Annotated in this window: 21 protein-coding genes; 7 read left to right on the top strand and 14 right to left on the bottom strand. The window is 70.9% G+C overall.

What is annotated here, in order from left to right:
• Positions 1 to 120 precede the first annotated feature (120 nt).
• Positions 121 to 747: a helix-turn-helix domain-containing protein gene (locus AB0E91_RS23100; RefSeq protein WP_361784982.1), complete on the bottom strand. Its 627-nt coding sequence runs from the start codon at positions 745 to 747 to the stop codon at positions 121 to 123.
• A gap of 102 nt (positions 748 to 849) precedes the next feature.
• Here AB0E91_RS23100 and AB0E91_RS23095 point away from each other — a divergent pair, with 102 nt between their 5' ends.
• The gene (locus tag AB0E91_RS23095; RefSeq protein ID WP_361784979.1) at positions 850 to 1,302 is read left to right on the top strand and encodes an SRPBCC domain-containing protein; all 453 of its coding nucleotides are present in this window, start codon (positions 850 to 852) and stop codon (positions 1,300 to 1,302) included.
• Here the strand turns inward: AB0E91_RS23095 and AB0E91_RS23090 are convergent.
• Both AB0E91_RS23090 and AB0E91_RS23085 read right to left on the bottom strand, forming a co-directional pair.
• Entirely contained in the window at positions 1,290 to 1,763 is a 474-nt protein-coding gene (locus AB0E91_RS23090; protein WP_361784976.1) for a pyridoxamine 5'-phosphate oxidase family protein, read from the bottom strand. The two genes, AB0E91_RS23095 and AB0E91_RS23090, sit on opposite strands and share 13 nt — an antisense overlap.
• A gap of 94 nt (positions 1,764 to 1,857) precedes the next feature.
• A complete protein-coding gene (locus AB0E91_RS23085; RefSeq protein WP_361785531.1) occupies positions 1,858 to 2,709 on the bottom strand; it encodes a maleylpyruvate isomerase family mycothiol-dependent enzyme in 852 nt (283 codons plus the stop codon).
• Between the two features lie 247 nt (positions 2,710 to 2,956).
• Between AB0E91_RS23085 and AB0E91_RS23080 the strand changes: the two genes are divergently transcribed.
• Positions 2,957 to 4,366, top strand: coding sequence for an FAD-dependent oxidoreductase (locus AB0E91_RS23080; RefSeq protein ID WP_361784973.1), 1,410 nt, complete (start codon positions 2,957 to 2,959; stop codon positions 4,364 to 4,366).
• Entirely contained in the window at positions 4,363 to 5,013 is a 651-nt protein-coding gene (locus tag AB0E91_RS23075; protein ID WP_361784970.1) for an undecaprenyl diphosphate synthase family protein, read from the top strand. The genes AB0E91_RS23080 and AB0E91_RS23075 overlap by 4 nt, the downstream gene beginning before the upstream one ends.
• Here the strand turns inward: AB0E91_RS23075 and AB0E91_RS23070 are convergent.
• The 3 genes from AB0E91_RS23070 to AB0E91_RS23060 form a co-directional block, all read right to left on the bottom strand.
• Positions 5,001 to 7,520, bottom strand: a complete 2,520-nt coding sequence (locus AB0E91_RS23070; RefSeq protein ID WP_361784967.1) for a tetratricopeptide repeat protein — start codon at positions 7,518 to 7,520, stop codon at positions 5,001 to 5,003. The two genes, AB0E91_RS23075 and AB0E91_RS23070, sit on opposite strands and share 13 nt — an antisense overlap.
• On the bottom strand, positions 7,510 to 7,836 hold the full coding sequence (locus AB0E91_RS23065) for a hypothetical protein (RefSeq protein WP_361784964.1): 327 nt from the start codon (positions 7,834 to 7,836) through the stop codon (positions 7,510 to 7,512). Before AB0E91_RS23065 ends, AB0E91_RS23070 begins: the two co-directional genes overlap by 11 nt.
• A gap of 92 nt (positions 7,837 to 7,928) precedes the next feature.
• Complete coding sequence (locus AB0E91_RS23060; protein WP_361785528.1) at positions 7,929 to 8,378, bottom strand: nuclear transport factor 2 family protein; 450 nt, start codon at positions 8,376 to 8,378, stop codon at positions 7,929 to 7,931.
• A gap of 182 nt (positions 8,379 to 8,560) precedes the next feature.
• On the opposite strand from AB0E91_RS23060, the gene AB0E91_RS23055 reads away from it, so the two are divergent.
• The 3 genes from AB0E91_RS23055 to AB0E91_RS23045 all read left to right on the top strand — a co-directional run bounded on the left by AB0E91_RS23055 (position 8,561) and on the right by AB0E91_RS23045 (position 11,321).
• On the top strand, positions 8,561 to 9,328 hold the full coding sequence (locus AB0E91_RS23055) for a hypothetical protein (protein WP_361784961.1): 768 nt from the start codon (positions 8,561 to 8,563) through the stop codon (positions 9,326 to 9,328).
• Between the two features lie 91 nt (positions 9,329 to 9,419).
• Positions 9,420 to 10,133, top strand: a complete 714-nt coding sequence (locus AB0E91_RS23050) for a lysophospholipid acyltransferase family protein (RefSeq protein ID WP_161180932.1) — start codon at positions 9,420 to 9,422, stop codon at positions 10,131 to 10,133.
• A 162-nt stretch (positions 10,134 to 10,295) separates the two neighbouring features.
• The gene (locus AB0E91_RS23045) at positions 10,296 to 11,321 is read left to right on the top strand and encodes an NAD(P)-dependent oxidoreductase (protein ID WP_361784957.1); all 1,026 of its coding nucleotides are present in this window, start codon (positions 10,296 to 10,298) and stop codon (positions 11,319 to 11,321) included.
• Between the two features lie 60 nt (positions 11,322 to 11,381).
• Here the strand turns inward: AB0E91_RS23045 and AB0E91_RS23040 are convergent, their stop codons facing one another.
• The 8 genes from AB0E91_RS23040 to AB0E91_RS23005 form a co-directional block, all read right to left on the bottom strand.
• On the bottom strand, positions 11,382 to 12,944 hold the full coding sequence (locus AB0E91_RS23040; RefSeq protein ID WP_361785525.1) for an alpha/beta hydrolase: 1,563 nt from the start codon (positions 12,942 to 12,944) through the stop codon (positions 11,382 to 11,384).
• 161 nt (positions 12,945 to 13,105) lie between these two features.
• On the bottom strand, positions 13,106 to 13,879 hold the full coding sequence (locus AB0E91_RS23035; protein WP_361784954.1) for an urease accessory protein UreD: 774 nt from the start codon (positions 13,877 to 13,879) through the stop codon (positions 13,106 to 13,108).
• A 5-nt stretch (positions 13,880 to 13,884) separates the two neighbouring features.
• Complete coding sequence (gene ureG / locus AB0E91_RS23030) at positions 13,885 to 14,562, bottom strand: urease accessory protein UreG (RefSeq protein WP_361784951.1); 678 nt, start codon at positions 14,560 to 14,562, stop codon at positions 13,885 to 13,887.
• A 32-nt stretch (positions 14,563 to 14,594) separates the two neighbouring features.
• Entirely contained in the window at positions 14,595 to 15,269 is a 675-nt protein-coding gene (locus AB0E91_RS23025) for an urease accessory UreF family protein (protein ID WP_361784948.1), read from the bottom strand.
• Positions 15,269 to 16,990 (bottom strand): urease subunit alpha, encoded by a 1,722-nt coding sequence (locus AB0E91_RS23020; protein ID WP_361784945.1) that lies wholly within the window; start codon positions 16,988 to 16,990, stop codon positions 15,269 to 15,271. Before AB0E91_RS23020 ends, AB0E91_RS23025 begins: the two co-directional genes overlap by 1 nt.
• The gene (locus tag AB0E91_RS23015) at positions 16,983 to 17,294 is read right to left on the bottom strand and encodes an urease subunit beta (protein ID WP_361784942.1); all 312 of its coding nucleotides are present in this window, start codon (positions 17,292 to 17,294) and stop codon (positions 16,983 to 16,985) included. Before AB0E91_RS23015 ends, AB0E91_RS23020 begins: the two co-directional genes overlap by 8 nt.
• A gap of 11 nt (positions 17,295 to 17,305) precedes the next feature.
• Entirely contained in the window at positions 17,306 to 17,608 is a 303-nt protein-coding gene (locus tag AB0E91_RS23010) for an urease subunit gamma (RefSeq protein ID WP_361784939.1), read from the bottom strand.
• Positions 17,609 to 17,781: 173 nt separating this feature from the next.
• Positions 17,782 to 18,054: a type II toxin-antitoxin system Phd/YefM family antitoxin gene (locus tag AB0E91_RS23005; RefSeq protein WP_361784936.1), complete on the bottom strand. Its 273-nt coding sequence runs from the start codon at positions 18,052 to 18,054 to the stop codon at positions 17,782 to 17,784.
• A 204-nt stretch (positions 18,055 to 18,258) separates the two neighbouring features.
• On the opposite strand from AB0E91_RS23005, the gene AB0E91_RS23000 reads away from it, so the two are divergent.
• The gene (locus AB0E91_RS23000; RefSeq protein ID WP_361784933.1) at positions 18,259 to 18,882 is read left to right on the top strand and encodes an ATP-dependent Clp protease proteolytic subunit; all 624 of its coding nucleotides are present in this window, start codon (positions 18,259 to 18,261) and stop codon (positions 18,880 to 18,882) included.
• The last annotated feature ends 3 nt before the right edge of the window (positions 18,883 to 18,885 follow it).

Here is an 18,885-nt window from a genome sequence, read left to right as displayed (position 1 = left end):
AACCACCCTCACCTGGGGACATGTACATGTCATCGTTGACATCGTTATCGGCGCGCGGTCGATCAGATGATGGGGCTACGGGGTCAACTCGTCAACGGACAGGGCGAGTTCGGTTCACCTTCAGTGGCGTGACCCAGCTTCGCCCTGGCGCGCCAGCAACTCGTCCATCACCACGGCGGCCATGTGGCGCGCGGTGCGGAGAATGTCCTCGTCACTGAAGTCGCCGTGCGCGGAGGCATCCACCGCCGCATTGATGCTCAACAGGGCCATGCGCAACTGGAGTACGTCCGCCGGTGTGCGGCGGGGCAGCAGTCCGCTCAGCGCGTCGACGAGGGCCGCGAGCGCGGACCCGATCCGGTTGTCGGTCCGCTCGGCGAGGGTGCGCACCAGGAGGGGGTTGGCCGTCAGGAAACGGATGCCGTGGAGCTTGTCGGTGGAGAACGACTCGACCCAGCGCAGCACGGCCGCCTTCGCCAGCTCCGGCGTCCGGGGCCGGCTCTCGATCCATGCGAGCAACTCCTCCGCCTCCGCTCCCCGCTGGTCGAACAGGGAGCGGACGATGTCCCCCTTGCCGGCGAAGTGGTAGTAGAGCGACGCCTTCTTGATCCCGAGCGCCTCCGCGATCTCGCGCATCGAGGTCGCCTCGTACCCGGACGCGGTGAACAGCTCAAGGGCGACGCGGCGGATCGCGGCGCGGGTTTCGGCGCCGGAGCGGCGGGGTGGTTCAGGGGCGGGGGAAGCGGCCATGCCCGCAGCCTACCGCACGGTAGGCTTGCCTACCTTCCGGTAGGTAGGCTACGTTCGGCGACGCCACCCGGCCATCCGCCCCTGTAGTCCCGGAGGAAGAAGATGAGCAGGTACGACATCGTGTGCGAGTACCCGTATCCGATCGCGGAGGTCTGGCACGTCCTGACCGATCCCGCGTACGTCGCCCGGTGGACGACCACCGGCCAGGGCGGCCGCCCCGAGGGCTTCGCGCCGGTCGTGGGCACGGCGTTCCGCTTCGTCGGCAAGCCGACCATGGGGTGGGCGGGCGTCGTGTACTGCGAGATCCAGGAGGTCGACGCGCCTCACCGGCTGCGCTACACGTGGCAGGGCGACGCCGACACCGACGAGGTCACCGAAGTCGTGTACGTCCTCGAGGAGATACCGGGCGGCACCCGCTTCACCTGGCAGCACACGGGGTTCACCGGCGTCGGCGGCTTCGCGATGTCGAAGCTCCTGGGAAACGTCCGCCGCAGGATGCTGACCGAGGGCGTACCGCCGGTGCTCGCCGCCCACCACGCGGCTCAGTCGGCCTGATCGGCCACCCAGGCACCGTCCCGCATCAGCACCCTGCCCCGCAGCTCCGGTGACCCGCGCCAGGCCAGCACCGTGCCCAACTCCACCTGGACATAGACGAACGGGCCCTCCTCTTCCCGAGGGTCCCAGCCGAACTTCCCGGCGAACCCGGCCGCCGCCTCCTCGGGCACTTCCTCGGCCGGATAGCACCGCGCCTCGCCCTGCAGCAGAACGACGTCGAAGCTGTCCGGCAGCGCCAGCCGCACCCGTGGCTCCTCGCGGAGGTTGCGCGCGGTCGCGGAGTCCCGGCCGGTGCACATCCACAGGGTCCGGCCGTCCCACCAGAACCACAACGGCACTTGGTGCGGACCGTGTTGGGGGTGAGCGGTCGACACCCACACGTCCCGCTCCCCGGCGAGCCGCTCAAGAGTGTCCTGCCTGCGCTTCGCCCGGTCCCGGCGACTGATTTCCGTGGTCTGCATGTCGGTCAACGTAGCCAGCGGTGTCGGCGTGCGCCTGAGGCATTGGGCCTACGACCTGCGACCGAAGCCTCGGTGTGAGGAAGAACAGAGACGTTCAGGGTGCCGTGAACAGGGTCGGGAAGCGGGGTGCCAGCCAGGGTTTGCGGCCCCAGGCGAGCACGCCTCCGCGCGCCATGGCCTGCCAGGGTCCCAGGCGCCCCAGGGCGATGAGGAGGAAGGTGACCGGCTCGGTGAGGATGGTGCAGTCGGAACGCTCGGGCGGGCCGGGGAGCACCTCGACCGTGCCGTCGGCGAAGGTGACGCCGAACGCCTCGCCACCCCGGACGCGCAGGGTGTAGCGGGCCGTCACCCCGGAGGCCGCGTCGGCGTCGGCGACGCGCGGCATCGCCGTCTTCAGGAACGGCAGGCACAGGGCGACCCGCGTCCGGTCGATCATGTGCGGGCGGCGCAGGGCACGGGCGAGGTCGTAGCCGTGACCCAGCATGTGGGTCAGCAGGTACGACGCGAGGACGGTCCGGTCCATGGGGCCGAGCGGGGTCACGAGTGTCCGGTCCCCGGTCCCGTCCGCCGCGGCGCGCTCCACCGCCTCCAGGAACGCCTCCGCCTGCTCCACGATCATCGCGGCCAGCGGCTGCGCCCCGCGCTCGGGAAACTCGGCGAGACTCCGCGTGTTGGCCGCCGCCAGGCTCTGCGGCGTACCGTCCCCGTAGCGGCGGTCCCGGCCGGACGCGAGATCGGCCATCAGCCCGTTGGCCAGGGCAAGATGAGCGGCCGTCTCGCCGACGGTCCATGTCAGTCCCGGCACGGGACCGGCCATGTCCGTCGCACCGTCCAGAAGCGCCGCGATGTCCCCCGCGGTCTCCCGTATCGCCCGCCCGAGCCCTTCCGGCAACGAGCCCCCGCCGCCGGCCTCCACTTCCCGCTCCACGCCGCCCGCTCCTCGCATCTCCGTGATCACGCACTCGTAGCGCGGTACAAAACCAGACCCACCGGCCGGGAGACAAGGCGTGGGCGCGGGCTCGCACGGCACCGCGGGCGGCGGGAGGAGGCCGCGTCCCTCCGTGCGGTACGCACGGCCCTCGCTCGCAGTCTGGCGGGAAACCGGCCGTCCAGGGCAAACTGGGCGTTCCCATGGTGAGCGGACCACGACTACCGAACAGGGCAGCTTTCCTCTCGGGGTTTGGGGGCCATCGTTGCTCGTAGGAATCATCGGCGGCGGTCTGTGCGGCCTTGCCGCGGCCCGCAGGGCGCTCGAACTCGGGGCGGACGTCGAGCTCTTCGAGAGGGAGGCGTCGACCGGCGGGATGGCGTCGAGCCTGCGCGCCGGGGAGCTGACCTTCGACCTCGGGCCGCACACCCTGTACGCCGGCAACCCGGCGATCGTGCGGGACATCCGGGGACTCCTCGGCGGGCGACTGCGTGAGGTGACACCGGAGCGCGGCATCTGGCGGCAGAGCCGGCTGTACCAATTCCCCTTTCACCTGGGCGACTTCGTCCGGACATCGGGGCTCCGCGGTGCGGGGCTGCCGCTGCTGCGGTACGTGACCGCACGCGTCACGGACCGCCTGAACGGCCCTGCGGAACCGTCCAGTCTGGAGGAGTGGGCCGTACGGCGGTTCGGCCGGCCTCTCTACGAGTTCTACGTCCGCGACCACGTCACGAAGAACGTCGGCCTCTCCCCCACAGCCCTTCCGGCCCTCTGGGGCAGGCAGCGCATCAGGATCCCGGATCTCACCGAAGCGGCGGCCCAGTTGATGGGACGCGCGGCGCCGCCCAGAGTCTCCTACTACCCGGAACACGGCATCGGCCGCATACCCGACGCGCTCACCACCGCCGTGACCCGCCGAGGCGGCCGGATCAGCACCGGCACACCGGTCGTGGGGTGGGCCCGGACCCCCGACGGCATCGAGCTGGACACGGGGACCGCGGCCCGGGCGCGGGTCAGGAAGGCCGACGTCGTGGTGAACACCGGCCCACTCGACTCGTTCCTCCTCCGTGCGCGGAACGACTCGGTGCCGCCGGAGGTCACCGAAGCGGCCCGGCGGCTCACCTACCGCTCGACGGTCTTCGTCTACGTGTCCACGGACGACCGACGGGCCCAAATGCCCTGCGACCTCTGCTATTTCCCGGAGCCCGCACAGATCTTCAGCCGGGTCTACAGCCCCGCCGGATACTCCGAGCACTGCGGCGGCCCGTCGAGAACGGGCTTCTGCTTCGAGATCCATTGCGATCCGGACGACGCGCTCTGGAAAGAGACCGATGACGCCCTCGCACGCCGCACCGTGGCCGAGGCGGGCACCGTCCCGTTCTTCGGCTTCCCGGACCGGCTCCGTGTGGAGGCGGTCGTCCGGGTGCGCAGGCACTATCCGCTGGCGGACCCGTCCTCGGACGCCCTGCGCACCGTCGACCGCTTCCTCGACTCCTCGGCACCGAGGGTCATCAGCGCGGGACGACTGGGTTCGCACCGCTACGTGAACATGGACAGCGCCATGCTCATGGGCACGGCCGCCGCCGAGGCCGCCCTCGGTTCGGGGACGGCGGCGGACATTCGACGGATCGCCGACACGCCCCAGTTCGTCGAGACGGGACGGGCGCGCAGGTGAGCGGCGTACCGCGGCATGTCGGGGTGATTCCCGACGGCACCCGGCGCTGGTCCCGGCTGCACGGGCTGCCGCTGACGGAGGGCTACCTCCTGGCCATGCGGAACTTGGCGGACATCACCGACCTGCTGCTCGCCTCGCGGGTCCGCACGGTGAGCGTCTACATGCTGAGCGCCAGAAACCTCCTTCGCCCCGCGGAGGAGCTGGCCGCGGTGTTCGAGGCCGAAAGCCTGTTCTGCTCCATGATGCTGCCCGAGGTACTGCGCCGGCACGGGGCGCGAGCCGAGGTCGTCGGCCGCGACGAGGGCCTTCCCACCGGTTTCCGCGACGCCCTGGAAGGGCTTCGGAGCATTCGGGGCGAGGGAGGGAAGGTCCATCTGCTGGTGGGGTACGACGGCTGGGACGAGGTCCTCACCGCGCTGCGCGGTGCTTCGTCGGTCGAGGAGGCGAAGGCCGCGCTGACCGTTCCGGAAGACGTGGACCTGGTCATCAGGACCGGCGGGGGCGCCCTGCTCAGCGGCTTCCTGCCGATGCAGTGCCAGTACGCCCACATCGCCACCGTCGATGCCCTCTTCAACGACCTCTCCCCGGCCGATGTCACCGCTGTGCTCGCCGAGTTCGCCGCACGCACCAGGCTTCAGGGGCTCTGAGCGGCCTCCAGCATGCCCGCCGCCGTCTGCGCCCGGGGTGAGCCGAGTTCGGCGAAGGCGGCGTGCGCGGCGGTGAGAGCCTCGTGCATCCGGGAGACGTCCCCGATGCCGCGGTAGAGCAGCCCGGCCTCGAACAGCACCCGGGCGGTACCGGGCCGGTCGCCGAGTTCCGCGAAGACGGTGCGGGCCGCGTCGAAGCATGCCTGCGCCTGATCGGGCCGACCACCGCGCCGGTGCACGACTCCTCGGTGCATCCGGCTGATGCCCCGCCAGCGCCGGTCGTCCAGCTCGTCGAAGACGACATCGGCCGCGTCGAGGCGTTCGGCCGCCGACCGGTACTCGCCGAGATCGCACAGGGCGGCCGCCTGGTGGACAGCCGTGATACCCGCCCAGCTCCGGTGCTCCCGTCCGGCGAAGACGGGCAGGGCGCGCTCGTAGACCTCCAGGGCCTGTGCGGGCCGCCCCTGCCCCCGCAGCACGGCGCCGATACGGATCCAGGCCATGGCCTCGCGCGCGACGTCGCCGGCCTCGTGGAACAGATCGACGGTCTCGGAGAAGTAACCGAGGGCTTCCTCCCACCGCTCCTGCGACTGACGGACGATCCCCAGCCCGCGCGTGGCGAAGGCGATGCCCCAGGGCTCGGCCAACTCGACGAGCACGGCGCGGCTCTCCAGGAAACAGCGCCAGGCGCTGTCCCAGGCGCCTTCATTACGCAGGGTGACTCCGATGCTGGCCAGCGCGAGGGCGCGCTCCCGGCTCGCGGGCTGGTCCTCGTAGAGCGCGATGCACTCTTCCAGCGCCTCGACGGAGTCGCTCCAGCGGGCCTGCGAGCGGCGGACGGCGGCGATGTCGAGCAGGAGTTTCGCCTTCACACCGAGGTCGCCGAGCCGGTCGGCGGCCTCTCTGGCCAGCGCGTAGAACTCCTCCGCGGTGTTCCACAGGCACCGGTTCTGCAGGAAGGGCAGCAGCGCGCCGCCCAGCACCGCGGCATCGGGCCATTGGTGTGCGGCCAGAGCGCGGCCGGCCATGAGGAAGACGTTGGCGTACTCGACCGAGCACCACGCGTACGGGTCGTCGACGCGGAGTTGTCCGATCGCGCCCAGTTCCACCGCGCGACGGTCGGCGGAGCGTCCTTCTCCGGCCACGAAGAGTCCCGGCCCGATGGTGACGGCTATGGCCCGGTAGGCCGCGATCAGCCTGGCGTCCGGGTCGGCGGAGTCCTCCCCGCTCTCCTCGAAGAGCTCCTGCGAGAAGTCCCTCAGCAGGTCGTGGAAGCGGTAGAGCACCTGGTCGCAGCCGTCCGTGGCGGGGGCCGCCTCGACGAGGTGCAGATCGTGCAGGCGGGTCAGCACATCGTCCGCCCGGGCCCGGGTGGTGCCCGTGAGCGCCGCCAGGTGCCACCCGCCGAAGAAGCCGCCGTTCATCCGGGAGAGGAGGCGAAACGCCTCCTGCTCGTCCGCCGGCAGTTGCCCGTAGCTCAGTCGGAAGGACGCGCGTACCTCCAGGTCTCCGGCCGCCAGCCAGTGCAGACGGCGTCTTTCGTCACCCAGCGCGCTGATCATGTGCCGGCTCCGGGAGCCGTCCACCGTGTCGAGCCGGGCCCCCGCGATCATCAGCGCCAGCGGCAGGTCGCCGCAGTACGAAGCCACCTCCGCGAGTTCCTCGTCGGGCAACTGCTCCACGAACCCCCGGGAGAGGATCCGCAGCAGCCCGGTCGCCACCTCGCGTTGCAGTGTGCCGAGCCTCAGCGTGCGGGTACCGGTCAGTCCGGCGAGCCGTCTTCGGCTGGTGACCACGACCATGACCGCCGGGCCGGCCGGCAGGAGGTCTCTGACGTCCGCCTCTTTCGACGCGTTGTCGATCAGCACGATCAGACGCGACCGCGCGGTCAGGGTGCGGTACAGGTTCTGGCGGTCCTGGAACGAGGACGGGATGTCGGACGCCGGTGTGCCCAGCGCGAGGAGGAAACCGGCCAGCACGTCCGTGGTCCGGAGGGCACGCCCGCCGAAACCGCCGAGGTCGGTGAAGAGGGCGCCGTCCGGATGACTGTCCGCCTGCGCGTGGCAGAAGCGCAGCGCCAGGGCGGTCTTCCCGACGCCCGCGGGACCGGTGACGACGATGACCGGCGCCTGGTCCCCGGTGCCCACCCAGCGTGCGGCGTCCTCCAGTTCGGCGACCCGGTTGACGAAGTCCGAGGAGGCACGCGGGAGAAGATTCGGCCGGGGTGAAACCCGCGGTGCCTCGTGCCTGATGTGGATGTCCCGCCCGGCTACATAGCCACCGGAGATGGTGACATCGCCGTGCACCGTGGTCGTGCTGTGCGCCGTGCGCACCGAGGCGTTGGAGGGGACACCGGTGATCACCGTACCGCCGCCGAGATCGGAGATCGCGTCGTTGCCCGCCTGCAGCAGGTCACCACCGACCTCGGCATCCTCCACGGACTGCTCCGCCGCCCCTACGGCGTCGCGCGGGCCGCGGCGCCTGCCCGGCCACCATCTAGGGGCCATGAGGCGTGTCACCCTGTCGCTGGCTCAGATCCCGGGCGACCCGGGAGCCGTCCACCGACTGCTCCCCCGTCCCCGTGCCCAGATCCTGCCGCAGCGACCCGCCGACGATCACGTCCCGGACACGCTGCCCGGAAACGGGTCTTTCCCCTACGGCGACCCAGACCTGTAGCGCGGCACCCACCACCACCAGGACTCCGAACGCGACCCACCACGCCACCGCCCAGTGCTGGGTGAGCACCCCCGTGACGATGTTCACCACCGCGGCCACCACGAACGTGACCGCCGCCGCGACTCCCCGCTTCACCGCCGGGCTCATCTCCACCCCCTCACAACCTGGACTGTCCGGCTCTTACCTTGCCAAAACGTCACCGTCGGCGCCAGGGAACGGAGTTGATTGCCGACGCTCCGTCAAGGGGCGGCCGACAAAGCGCGCGGCCAGGAAGCGCCCTTGCGCAACGCCCCGATGAGGAGGTCGAGGTCCCCGCGTGCCGTGTACGTACGGATCGGGTCGATGTAGTCGCGTGACTCGATGATCTCGCCGTCCCGCACCCGCATGACGAAGACGCAGGGCACCTTGGCCGTGGAGTCGTCCGGCGACGTGAACTCGTAGGCGAACTCGGCGACGATCACTTCGGGATCGGCGGTCTCGTGAACGACGACATCGACGACACGCCTCTTCGGAAGGGACTCCCGGACTTCCGGCGGCACCGTGAAGTGCTCCCGGAGCACACGCCGACTCGTCAGCGGCTCGGACTCCGGTGTCGCCATCGGATGCCGGACGTCGGTGACCTCGCCATACAGGTCGGGCAACTCGTTCAGGTTCCCGTCGGCGACTCCGTGAACCAGCCGGAGAAACACCTCGCGCGGACTCGGACTCACAAGACCTCCCCATGTAATACGACAGGCAGACGAAGGTCATTATCGCCTGGTGCAGGCCGGAACCCTTCCCAGATCTCATCGCCGCAGGGCGAGAACGCTCCTCTCCCCTCTTGAGCCCCGTACAGGTATCCGTCTCGACCTGGGCTTGCCATACTTCCCGAATGGAGACGCGGGCCGTGGAGGTGGCGCGGCGCTGGCTGGCCGATCAGGGCGTGCGCCAGGTGCCCGGCGGGTGGGTGAGCGCCGCGGAGCCGGAGGTGTTGCTCACCGCCGAGCAGGTGGCGCATACCTGGGCCGATGAGGTGTTCGCCGAGGACCTGGAGGCCGCCGACCAACTACGCTTGGCCTTCGGGCTGTTGGATCTGCTGGACGAATACTGGGTCACGTGCGAGATCCGGTTCGCGAACGAGGGTGCGGAGGGTCCGCTGCCGGCCGACGTGCTGTGGGACGGCTATCGCCGACGACTGGAGGCGGACCGGGATGCCGAGGCCGTCACCTACTCGCTGTGGGTGGACTGGTTCGAGGACCACGGCACTTCCGCGGTGGCCTTCGCCGAGGTCCTCGGCAACGACATCGACCGGGTGGTGGCCGAACGATCGGAAGCCCTGCTGCGCCGGGCCCGTCGGGTTCTGGAGTGTTCGGGCCCGGTGCCCTGGACGGTGAAGGAGCCGACGTACCGCGCCGCCGTACAGCTTCCCGCCCTGCACCCAGCCGTCTTCCGCGGCCTTCGGGCGAGCTTCCACGACTTCTACGGCGACCTGGAACCGACCGCCGCACTGACCCTCCTCGACCGGCTGGACCTCCCCACGGACACCCCGCACCTTGCCGAACTGCGCCACGTACTCGCCGCGGGACACAACTCATCTGATGGATCATCAGATGACTCGGCGACGGTCAGCATGAGTTCCGCCGAACGTGGTTACAGATGACTGCAGATACACCCGGGCAACATTCCGCATCTCCGCGTTGACCTGCAGAAACTCCGGCCAGCGGCGGACCTGTCGAGGTGAAGGTCGAGCCATGTTCTACAACCTGCTCAAGTACGTTCTGCTGGGCCCGCTGCTCAGAGTCGTGTTCCGGCCGCGGATCGAGGGGCTGGAGAACGTGCCCGCGGAGGGGGCGGCGATCGTCGCCGGGAATCATCTGTCGTTCTCGGACCACTTTCTGATGCCCGCGATCCTCAAGCGGCGGATCACGTTTCTCGCGAAGGCCGAGTATTTCACCGGGCCCGGGATCAAGGGGCGGCTGACCGCGTTCTTCTTCCGGAGTGCGGGGCAGATCCCGGTGGACCGGTCGGGGAAGGAGGCGGGGCAGGCGGCGATCCGGGAGGGGCTCAAGGTGCTGGGGCGCGGGGAGCTGCTGGGGATCTACCCGGAGGGCACGCGGTCGCACGACGGGCGGCTCTACAAGGGCAAGGTCGGAGTCGCAGTGATGGCACTGAAGGCGGGCGTGCCGGTCGTGCCCTGCGCGATGATCGGGACCTTCGAGGCGCAGCCGCCCGGCCGGAAGATCCCCCGGCTGCGGCCGGTGGCGATCCGGTTCGGGGAGCCGATGGACTTCTCCCGGTTCGCGGGGATGGAGGGCGAGCGCGCGGTGCTGCGGGCGGTGACGGACGAGATCGTCTACGAGATCCTCGCGCTGTCCGGGCAGGAGTACGTCGACGAGTACGCGGCCGTCGTCAAGGAGAGCCAGGGCGAACGGCAGCGCCGCTTCCCGCGCGCCCCGCTCAGCTGACCCGCGCCGCCCGGCCGGTCTGGCCTGCTCAGCCGACCCGCGCCGCTCGACCGGCCCGCGCCGCTCCACTGATCCACCCCGCCCGCCCGCTTCCGCTGTCGGCGGACTCCGCCCTCGGCGCAAACACGCGTCAACCCCACCCCCCACGGTCAAGATCGCCGCATGAAGCGAGCTGTGGTGATCGGTGCGAACGGTCAGATCGGGCGTCCCGTGGTGGACGCGCTGGTCCGGGACGGATGGGAGGTGACGGCCGCCACGCGCGGCGGTGGCCGGAGCGCGGCGTGGGACGAGGGGGTGCGCGCGGTCCCGCTGGACCGTGCCGACGACGCCGCGCTCGGCGCCGTGGTGGGTGACGGCTGCGATCTGGTGGTCGATCTGGTCGGCTACGACGCCGTGCACGCACGGCAGTTGACCGCTCTCGCGGGACGTATCGGTTCGGCCGTGGTGATGTCCACAGTCGCGGTGTACGAGGACGACGCGGGCCGAGGTTTCGACACCATGGGCGAGCTGGACGGCTTTCCGGACTTCCCGGTGCCGATCCCGGAGACCCAGGCGACGGTACGGCCCGGCGACGCGACCTACGCCACCCGCAAGTCCGCCCTGGAGCATGAACTCCTCACCAATGCAGCCGGGTTGCCGGTGACCGTGCTGCGGCCGGGCGCCGTCCACGGGCCGCACAGCCGGCTCCCCCGCGAGCTGTACTTCGTCAAGCGCAACCTCGATGGGCGCCACGCACGCGTGCTGGCCTTCCGGGGCGAGACCCGGTTCCACACCGCGAGCGCCCACAACGTGGCCGAGTTGGTCCGGCTGGCCGCCGCCCGGCCGGGGACGCGGGTGCTCAACGCCTGTGATCCGCAGGCGCCGACGGCCGGGGAGATCGGGGCCGCGATCGACTCGGTCATGGGGGTGAAGACCGAGACGGCACCGTTCGACGGGCCGCCGCGCGAGGGCTCCGTCGGCCTCAATCCGTGGGCCGGGCCCCGACCGGTGGTGTGCGACATGTCTGCCGCGGAAAGGGAGTTGGGGTACCGGCCGGTGGTGTCGTACGAGGAGAGCCTGCCGGAGACGGTGGAGTGGCTGACCGCCGAACTGCGCGCCGGTGCTTGGGACGAGCGTTTCCCGCTGCTCGCCCGGGCGTATCCGGAACTCTTCAACTACGCGTCGGAGGATGCCCTGTTGGGTGCGTGAAAGGTATGAGAAGAGGGGCGGCCGGAAGGCTCCGGCCGCCCCTCACTCTCGTACTGGGTGTTACGGCTTCGGCGTCGCGTGCGGGGCGCACGTGACGTCGGAGCGGTCCAGCTGACCCTTGAGCAGGTAGGCGTCGACCCGCTCGTTGATGCACGGGTTGACCAGGCCGGTCACACCGTGCGAGCCCGCGCCCTGCTCGGTGATCAGGCGCGAGTTCTTGAAGCGCTTGTGCAGCGAGACGGCGCCCTCGTACGGGGTGGCGGCGTCACGCGTGGACTGCACGATCAGGACCGGCGGAAGACCTCGGTGCGTCGTGACCTCGACCGGGGTGTGCTGCTTGGCCGGCCAGGTGGCGCAGGGCAGGTTCATCCAGGCGTTGGCCCAGGTCATGAACGGGTAGTCCTTGTTGAGCCGGGTGTTGTCCCGGTCCCAGGTCTTCCAGTCCGTCGGCCACTTGGCGTCGGCGCACTCCACGGCGGTGTAGACCGCGTTGCCGTTCTCGGAGGACGCGTTGCCCGCGATGTCGGACAGGTCGGGCGCGGCCGCGTCGACCAGCGCCTGGGTGTCACCGGCGACGTACTTGCTGAACACCGTGGCGACCGGCACCCACGACGAGTCGTAGTACGGCGCGCTCTGGAAGAAGCCGATCAGCTCGGCCGGGCCGACGACCCCGCCGAGGGGGTTCTTCTTGGCCGTCGCGCGCAGCTTCAGCCACTTGTCCTGGACGGCGGCGCGGGTGGTGCCGAGGTGGAAGGCGGCGTCGTTGGCGGCGACCCAGTCCTCCCAGTCCTTCCAGCGGCCCTCGAACGCGATGTCCTGGTTCAGGTTGGCCTTGTACCAGATGTTGTCGCGGTCCGGGTCGACCACGCTGTCCACGACCATGCGGCGCAGGTGGCCCGGGAAGAGGGTGCCGTAGACGGCGCCGAGGTACGTGCCGTACGAGACGCCGAGGTAGTTCAGCTTCTTCTCACCGAGCGCGGCGCGGATGACGTCCAGGTCGCGGGCGGTGTTCGGCGTGGTCATGTGCGGCAGCATCGCGCCGCTGCGCTCGCCGCAGCCCTCGGCGTACTCGCGGGCCAGCTTGCGCTGGGCACGCTTGTCGGCCTCGGTGCCGGGCACCGGGTCGGCCTTGGGCGCCTTGACGAACTCCTGCGGGTCGACGCAGGAGATGGGCGCGGAGTGGCCGACGCCGCGCGGGTCGAAGCCCACGAAGTCGTAGGCCTTGGACACGTTGGTCCACAGCGGGTTCTTGTTGGTGACGCGCGTCGGGAAGCGCATCCCGGAGCCGCCGGGGCCGCCCGGGTTGTAGACCAGCGCACCCTGGCGGTCCTGCTTGGTGCCGGTGTTGCCGATGCGGTCCACGGCGAGCTTGATCTGCTTGCCGTAGGGGTGGGCGTAGTCGAGCGGCACGCTGACCCAGCCGCACTGGATGGGCTTGACCAACCCCCAGTCGGCGGGGCAGTCCTGCCAGTCGATGCCCTGGTGGGCGGCGCGGGCGGCGGCGATCGCGGCGCCGCGCGCCTCGCGGTCCTGCGCGGGCCGGCTGTCGGCGGTGGCGGCGGGTGCCGACACCGCCCCGGCTATCAGGCTTGCGACGAGTGTTCCGGCCGAACTCAGCGCCAGAACAAGGTTTTTTCTGTTCTCCCTCAAGGAGCCCCTCCCCGTGCCTGATGAACATATTCAGGCGGGGATCCTTTCGGCTGTGAGCCGTCTGAGAACAGAGTTTGCGGATCTTCTTTACCAATCCGATAAACGGATCACCGGATACCGGTGAGCGAGCGGCTCTACGACAGCACCGCCAGCGCCTCGTCCAGCCTCCGCCGGAGGGCCAGCGCGTCGGGGGCGACGGCGCTGACAAGGACGGCGGGACCGGCGAGCGGCATCAGCGCGGCGCCCTCGCCCAGCAGCCGGGCTTCGGGCCGCTCCTGGGCGAACTCTGGCCGTACGACGATCAGTTGACCGACGGCCCGCATTCCGCCGAGAACCGCCGGGCCGTCCCAGCCGCCGGGTGCGCCGGGGCCGCAGGACAACTCCTGGTCGAGGACGGTGGTTTCCGCGATCCGTACGGTGAGGCGGCTGGTGAGCCTGCCGGGGGCCTCCCCGACCCGGCCGAGCACCTGCTCCTCGCGCAGCACCAGCCGTGCGCCCGGGGCGAGTTGGGCCCGAGTGGTGACGTGCAGATCGCTTCCGGCGGCCGAGATCAGCTGTTCGGGGAGCCAGTGCAGCTCGCCGCCGTCGGCCACGTCGAGCCGTACGTCGTAGTACGCCTCGTGCTTCGCCTGACCGGGCAGGGCGATGGTGGCGGCGGCCGAGCCCAGGTGCAGCCGGGCGCCCTCCCCCACCTCGGCCTCGACGGTGAAGTGGTCGCCGCCGAGCGGTCCGCTCATCGCGCCGACGAGCAGTACGCGGGCCTCTCCCCCGTGCGCACGGGTGCGCCGGAGCGCCAGCGGGCCGTCGCCGTCCAGGACCGGGAGCGCGGTGCCGCCGCGTCCGTCGGCGCGGGCGGTGATGCGGGCGTGGGCGTGAACGCCGTTGGCTCGCGGGCCCGTTGGTGCCATCCGGGTCATGCCGCCCACGCCGCGAGCCGCCCCCGCACCCACCCCGCCACGTCCGCGACGCCCGCCTCCGTCCGCAACGACTGGAAGACGACGGGAAGTTCGGCCCGCTGGGCCTTCGCGTCGGCGGCCATCCGGGCGAGGTCGGAGCCCACGTACGGCGCGAGGTCGGTCTTGTTGACGACCAGCAGGTCGGCCGTCGTGACCCCGGGGCCGCCCTTGCGCGGGATGTCGTCGCCGCCCGCGACGTCGATCACGAAGACCTGTGCGTCCACGAGTCCCTTGGAGAAGGTCGCGGTGAGGTTGTCGCCGCCGGACTCGACGAGGATCAGGTCCAGCGGCCCGACCGCGTTCTCCAGGTCCTCCACGGCTTCGAGATTGGCGGAGATGTCGTCGCGGATCGCGGTGTGCGGGCAGGCGCCGGTCTCCACGGCCGCGATCCGCTCGGGGGGCAACACGGCTTCCCTGAGCAGGAATTCGGCGTCCTCACGGGTGTAGATGTCGTTGGTGACGACGGCGAGGGACAGCTCGTCGCGCAGCGCCCGGCACAGCGCGGCGACGGTCGCGGTCTTGCCGGATCCGACAGGGCCGCCGAGCCCGATGCGCAGCGCGCGCCGCGTGCCGTCGGGCCGATGGGCGTCGGCGCTCATGGCGGCCGGGCCGGTGTGGGTGTGGTCGAGGTGCATGAGCGGCTCCAAGTTCGGTGCGGGGTGAGGCGCTAGGAGGCGAAGAGGCGTACGGGCCAGGCCGCGTGCCACTCGGCGCCCGTCTCCAGCAGGGGTGCCGAGGCGGCGGGCAGCACGTCGGTGCCCTCGGTCACCGCCCGCCGGGCCGCCTCCACCGCCCGGTCCACCACGCGGTCCAGCTCCGGTGCCAGCCGGGCCAGTGCGCCGGTCGCGTCGAAGGGGTCGAGGCTCAGCAGCCGTACGGTGGCCGTCGCGGGACCGCTCACGCTCTCGTAGGCGGCGCAGTAGGCGGCGTCCTCGGGTGCCAGACCGGCGGCGCGGGCGGTGAGCCCGAGGACGACCGGTTGATGCGCACCCTTGGGGAACTCCGCTGCCAGCGCGTCGAGTTCGGGCGACGGCCAAGTGGCTCGGGCGGCCCGCGCCAGCTGCCGTCCGAGCCGTCGCGCAGCGGTGCGCAGCGCGGGCGACGGCGTACGCGCGTCCGCCGCAGCGTCCAACTCCCTTACGGACAGCCCGAGTACAGCCGCTGCCGCGAGCGCGGCGGCGAGCAGACCCGAGGTGTGCAGCCGTCCCCGGCAGAACTCCTCCAGGCTCGCGGCGTCGGTGATGCGGCCCGCCTTGACGGCGGCCTCCGCCCCGCCGGAGTGCGCGTGCCCTCCGGCGGGGAAGCGGCCGTCGGCCAGGACGAGCAGGGCTCCCCTGGACATCAGAAGAGGAAGTAGAGCTGGGCCATGGGCAGTTCGGCCGCCGGTGTCGCCTCCACCAGCTCGCCGTCGATGTGCACGGCGAAGCTGTCGGGGTCGATCCGTACGTCCGGCATGGCGTCGTTCTCGCGCAGGTCGGCCTTGGTGACCGCGCGGGTGGACTCGATGGCCACGAACCGCTTGCCGAGGCCGAGGCGTTCGGGCAGCCCGTCCTCGATCGCCAACCCCGCCACGAAGTTGACCGAGTTGGACGCCGGGGCGCGCCCGATCGCGCCGTACATCGGGCGGGGCAGGACCGGCTGCGGGGTGGGGATGGAGGCGTTGGCGTCGCCCATCTGCGCGTAGGCGATCTGGCCGCCCTTGAGGACGAGCAGCGGCTTGACCCCGAAGAACGCGGGCTCCCACAGCACCAGGTCGGCCAGCTTGCCGGTCTCCACCGAGCCGATCTCGGCGGCGAGGCCCTGGGCGAGGGCCGGGTTGATCGTGTACTTGGCGACGTAACGCCGTACCCGGTGGTTGTCGGCGCGGCCGTCACCGGGGAGCGCGCCCCGGCGGCCCTTCATCACGTGCGCGGTCTGCCAGGTGCGCAGGATGACCTCGCCGACGCGGCCCATGGCCTGGGAGTCGGAGGAGATGATCGAGATCGCGCCGAGGTCGTGGAGGATGTCCTCCGCGCCGATGGTGGACGGCCGGATGCGGGACTCGGCGAAGGCCAGGTCCTCGGGGACGGCGGGGTTGAGGTGGTGGCAGACCATCAGCATGTCGAGGTGTTCCTCGGCGGTGTTGACGGTGAACGGCCGGGTCGGATTGGTCGAGCTGGGCAGCACGTTGGGCTGCGAGACGACCGTCATGATGTCCGGCGCGTGCCCGCCCCCGGCACCCTCGGTGTGGTACGAGTGGATGCCCCGGCCCGCGATGGCGGCGAGGGTGTCGCCCACGAAACCGGCCTCGTTGAGGGTGTCGGTGTGGATGGCGACCTGGATGCCGGTGCGGTCGGCCACGGTGAGCGCCGCGTCGATGACGGCCGGGGTGGAACCCCAGTCCTCGTGCAGCTTCAGACCGACGGCGCCGCCCCGGATCTGCGAGAGCATCGCCTCCTGCGAGACGGTGTTGCCCTTGCCGAGGAAGCCGACGTTGACGGGGTACGCCTCCATGGCCTCCAGCATCCGGGCGAGGTGCCAGGGGCCGGGGGTGACGGTGGTGGCCTTGGAGCCCTCGGCGGGACCGGTGCCGCCGCCGACCAGCGTGGTCACGCCGGAGGCCAGCGCCTCGTCGGCGATCTGCGGGCAGATGAAGTGGACGTGCGCGTCGATGGCGCCCGCCGTGAGGATGCGGCCGTTGCCGGCAATGACCTCGGTCTCGGGGCCGATGACGAGGTCGGGGTGGACGCCGTCCATGGTGTCCGGGTTGCCCGCCTTGCCGATGCCGGTGATCCGGCCGTCGCGGATGCCGACGTCGGCCTTGATCACGCCCCAGTGGTCCACGACGACGACACCGGTGATCACGGTGTCCGGGGTGCCCTCGGCGCGGGTCGCCCGGGACTGGCCCATGGACTCGCGGATGACCTTGCCGCCGCCGAACACCGCCTCGTCGCCGGAGCGGCCGGGGCCGCCGGAGCGGTCCTCCTCGATCTCGATCAGCAGGTCGGTGTCGGCGAGCCGGATGCGGTCGCCGGTCGTCGGACCGAACAGGTCGGCGTACGCGGCGCGGGAGATCTCAGGCATCGAGGGCACCTCCGGTCTCGCCGCGCAGTCCGGGCACGATCCGGGCGCCGGTGAGCGGGACGAGTTCGACCTCGACGGGGATGCCGGGCTCGAAGCGGACGGCGGTCCCCGCGGCGACGTTCAGCCGCTTGCCGTGCGCCTCGGCACGGTCGAACTCCAGGCCGGGGTTGGCCTCGGCGAAGTGATAGTGGGAGCCGACCTGTACAGGGCGGTCGGCGGCGTTGAGCACAGTGAGCCGGGTGATCTCACGGCCCTCGTTGCAGACGATCGGCCCGTCCGCGAACAGCGTCTCTCCGGGAATCATCGCGGGCCCCCTCAGACGATCGGTTCGTGGACGGTGACGAGCTTGGTGCCGTCCGGGAAGGTCGCCTCGACCTGCACGTCGTGGATCATCTCGGGCACGCCGTCCATGACGTCGTCCCTGGTGAGGACCTTGCGACCGGAGGACATCAACTCGGCGACACTGCGGCCGTCCCGGGCACCCTCCAGGATGTGCGACGTGATGAGCGCGATCGCCTCGGGGTGGTTCAGCTTCAGCCCTCGGGCCCGGCGCCGTTCGGCCACGTCCGCCGCGACATGGATCAACAGCCGCTCTTGCTCGTGCGGGGTCAGTTGCACGTCCCACCTCACAGTCCTCGCTCCGGACCGTGCGGGGCCCGGTTGCCGCCGCCACCGCACGGCTCCGCCGGTTCGACCGGAAAACCCCTGGTGGCGTGGAGGGGAAGGCTAGTTCGCGGGCGTTTCAGCGAGGTTAACCGGCGGCGATTCGGCGCGCCCGCGCCAATGGCGCCCTACGAGGCCCCCGGCCCCCGGTGCTCCGCCGCGATCCCGAACCGCTGCCGCACCCCCGAGCCGGTCTCGTGCACTCGCGACACCGAACTGACGACATGCTCCTGCTCCGCCGCGTCCAACGCCTCCAGCCGCTCCAGATCGGCGGCGGACACCAACGCGACGAGCGGTTTCCCATGCCGGGTCACGACGACCCGCTCCCCGCCGTACACCACCCGGTTGATCAGATCCGCCAGCTCAGCCCTGGCTTGCGTCACCGGAATCTCATAGGCCATGGGGGCAAGTCTAGGCGCCGCCCGAAATGGGCCCGGGATTCCCCGGTGGACGCCGTGATGCCCGTGGAGCCACCTCTCCCCTGAACTCCCGTCGCACTGAATGGACATGACCGTCCGTCGGGCGAGCACAGCGCCCCGTACGTCCTGTACATTTTTTACAGAAGCGAGGGCCATCACGGCCCGCTCGTCAGGAGGGGTACGCCCATGTCCCGTTCGTCCGCCCGATATGTCCTGCCCGAGTTCACCGAGCGCTCCGGGACGGGGCAGCTGCGCACGCTCGATCCGTACTCCAAGCTGTTCGAGGGGCGGATCGTGTTTCTGGGGACTCCGCTGGACGACACCGCGTCGACCGATGTGATCGGTCAGCTGATGCAGCTCGAACACACCGCGCCGGACCGGGACATCACCCTGTACCTCAACAGCCCGGGCGGCTCGTTCCACGCCATGACCGCCGTGTACGACACGATGCGGTACGTCTCCTGCGACGTGGCGACCTACTGCCTCGGCCAGGTCGCCTCCGCCTCGGCGGTGCTGCTCGCGGCGGGGACACCGGGGAAGCGGTTCGTGCTGCCCGGGGCCCGGGTCGTGCTGGAGCAGCCCGCGCTGCACGAGCCCGCGCACGGGCAGCCGAGCGATCTGTTCATCCAGGCCGAAGAGCTGGTGCGCACCAGGGCCCTGATGGAAGAGATCCTCGTCCGCCACACCGGTCGGGACGCCGAGCGCGTGCACGCCGATCTGGAACGGCAGCTGGTGCTGGACGCGCGGGACGCCGTCGCGTACGGACTCGCGGACGAGGTCGTGCAGAGCCGCACCTCCGGCGCCCGGTGAGCG

It is taken from the genome of Streptomyces sp. NPDC026659, assembly GCF_040638245.1.
Lineage (GTDB): Bacteria > Actinomycetota > Actinomycetes > Streptomycetales > Streptomycetaceae > Streptomyces.
The sequence above is the reverse complement of the archived record's forward strand: the minus strand, read 5'-3'. Positions and strand labels throughout refer to the sequence as shown.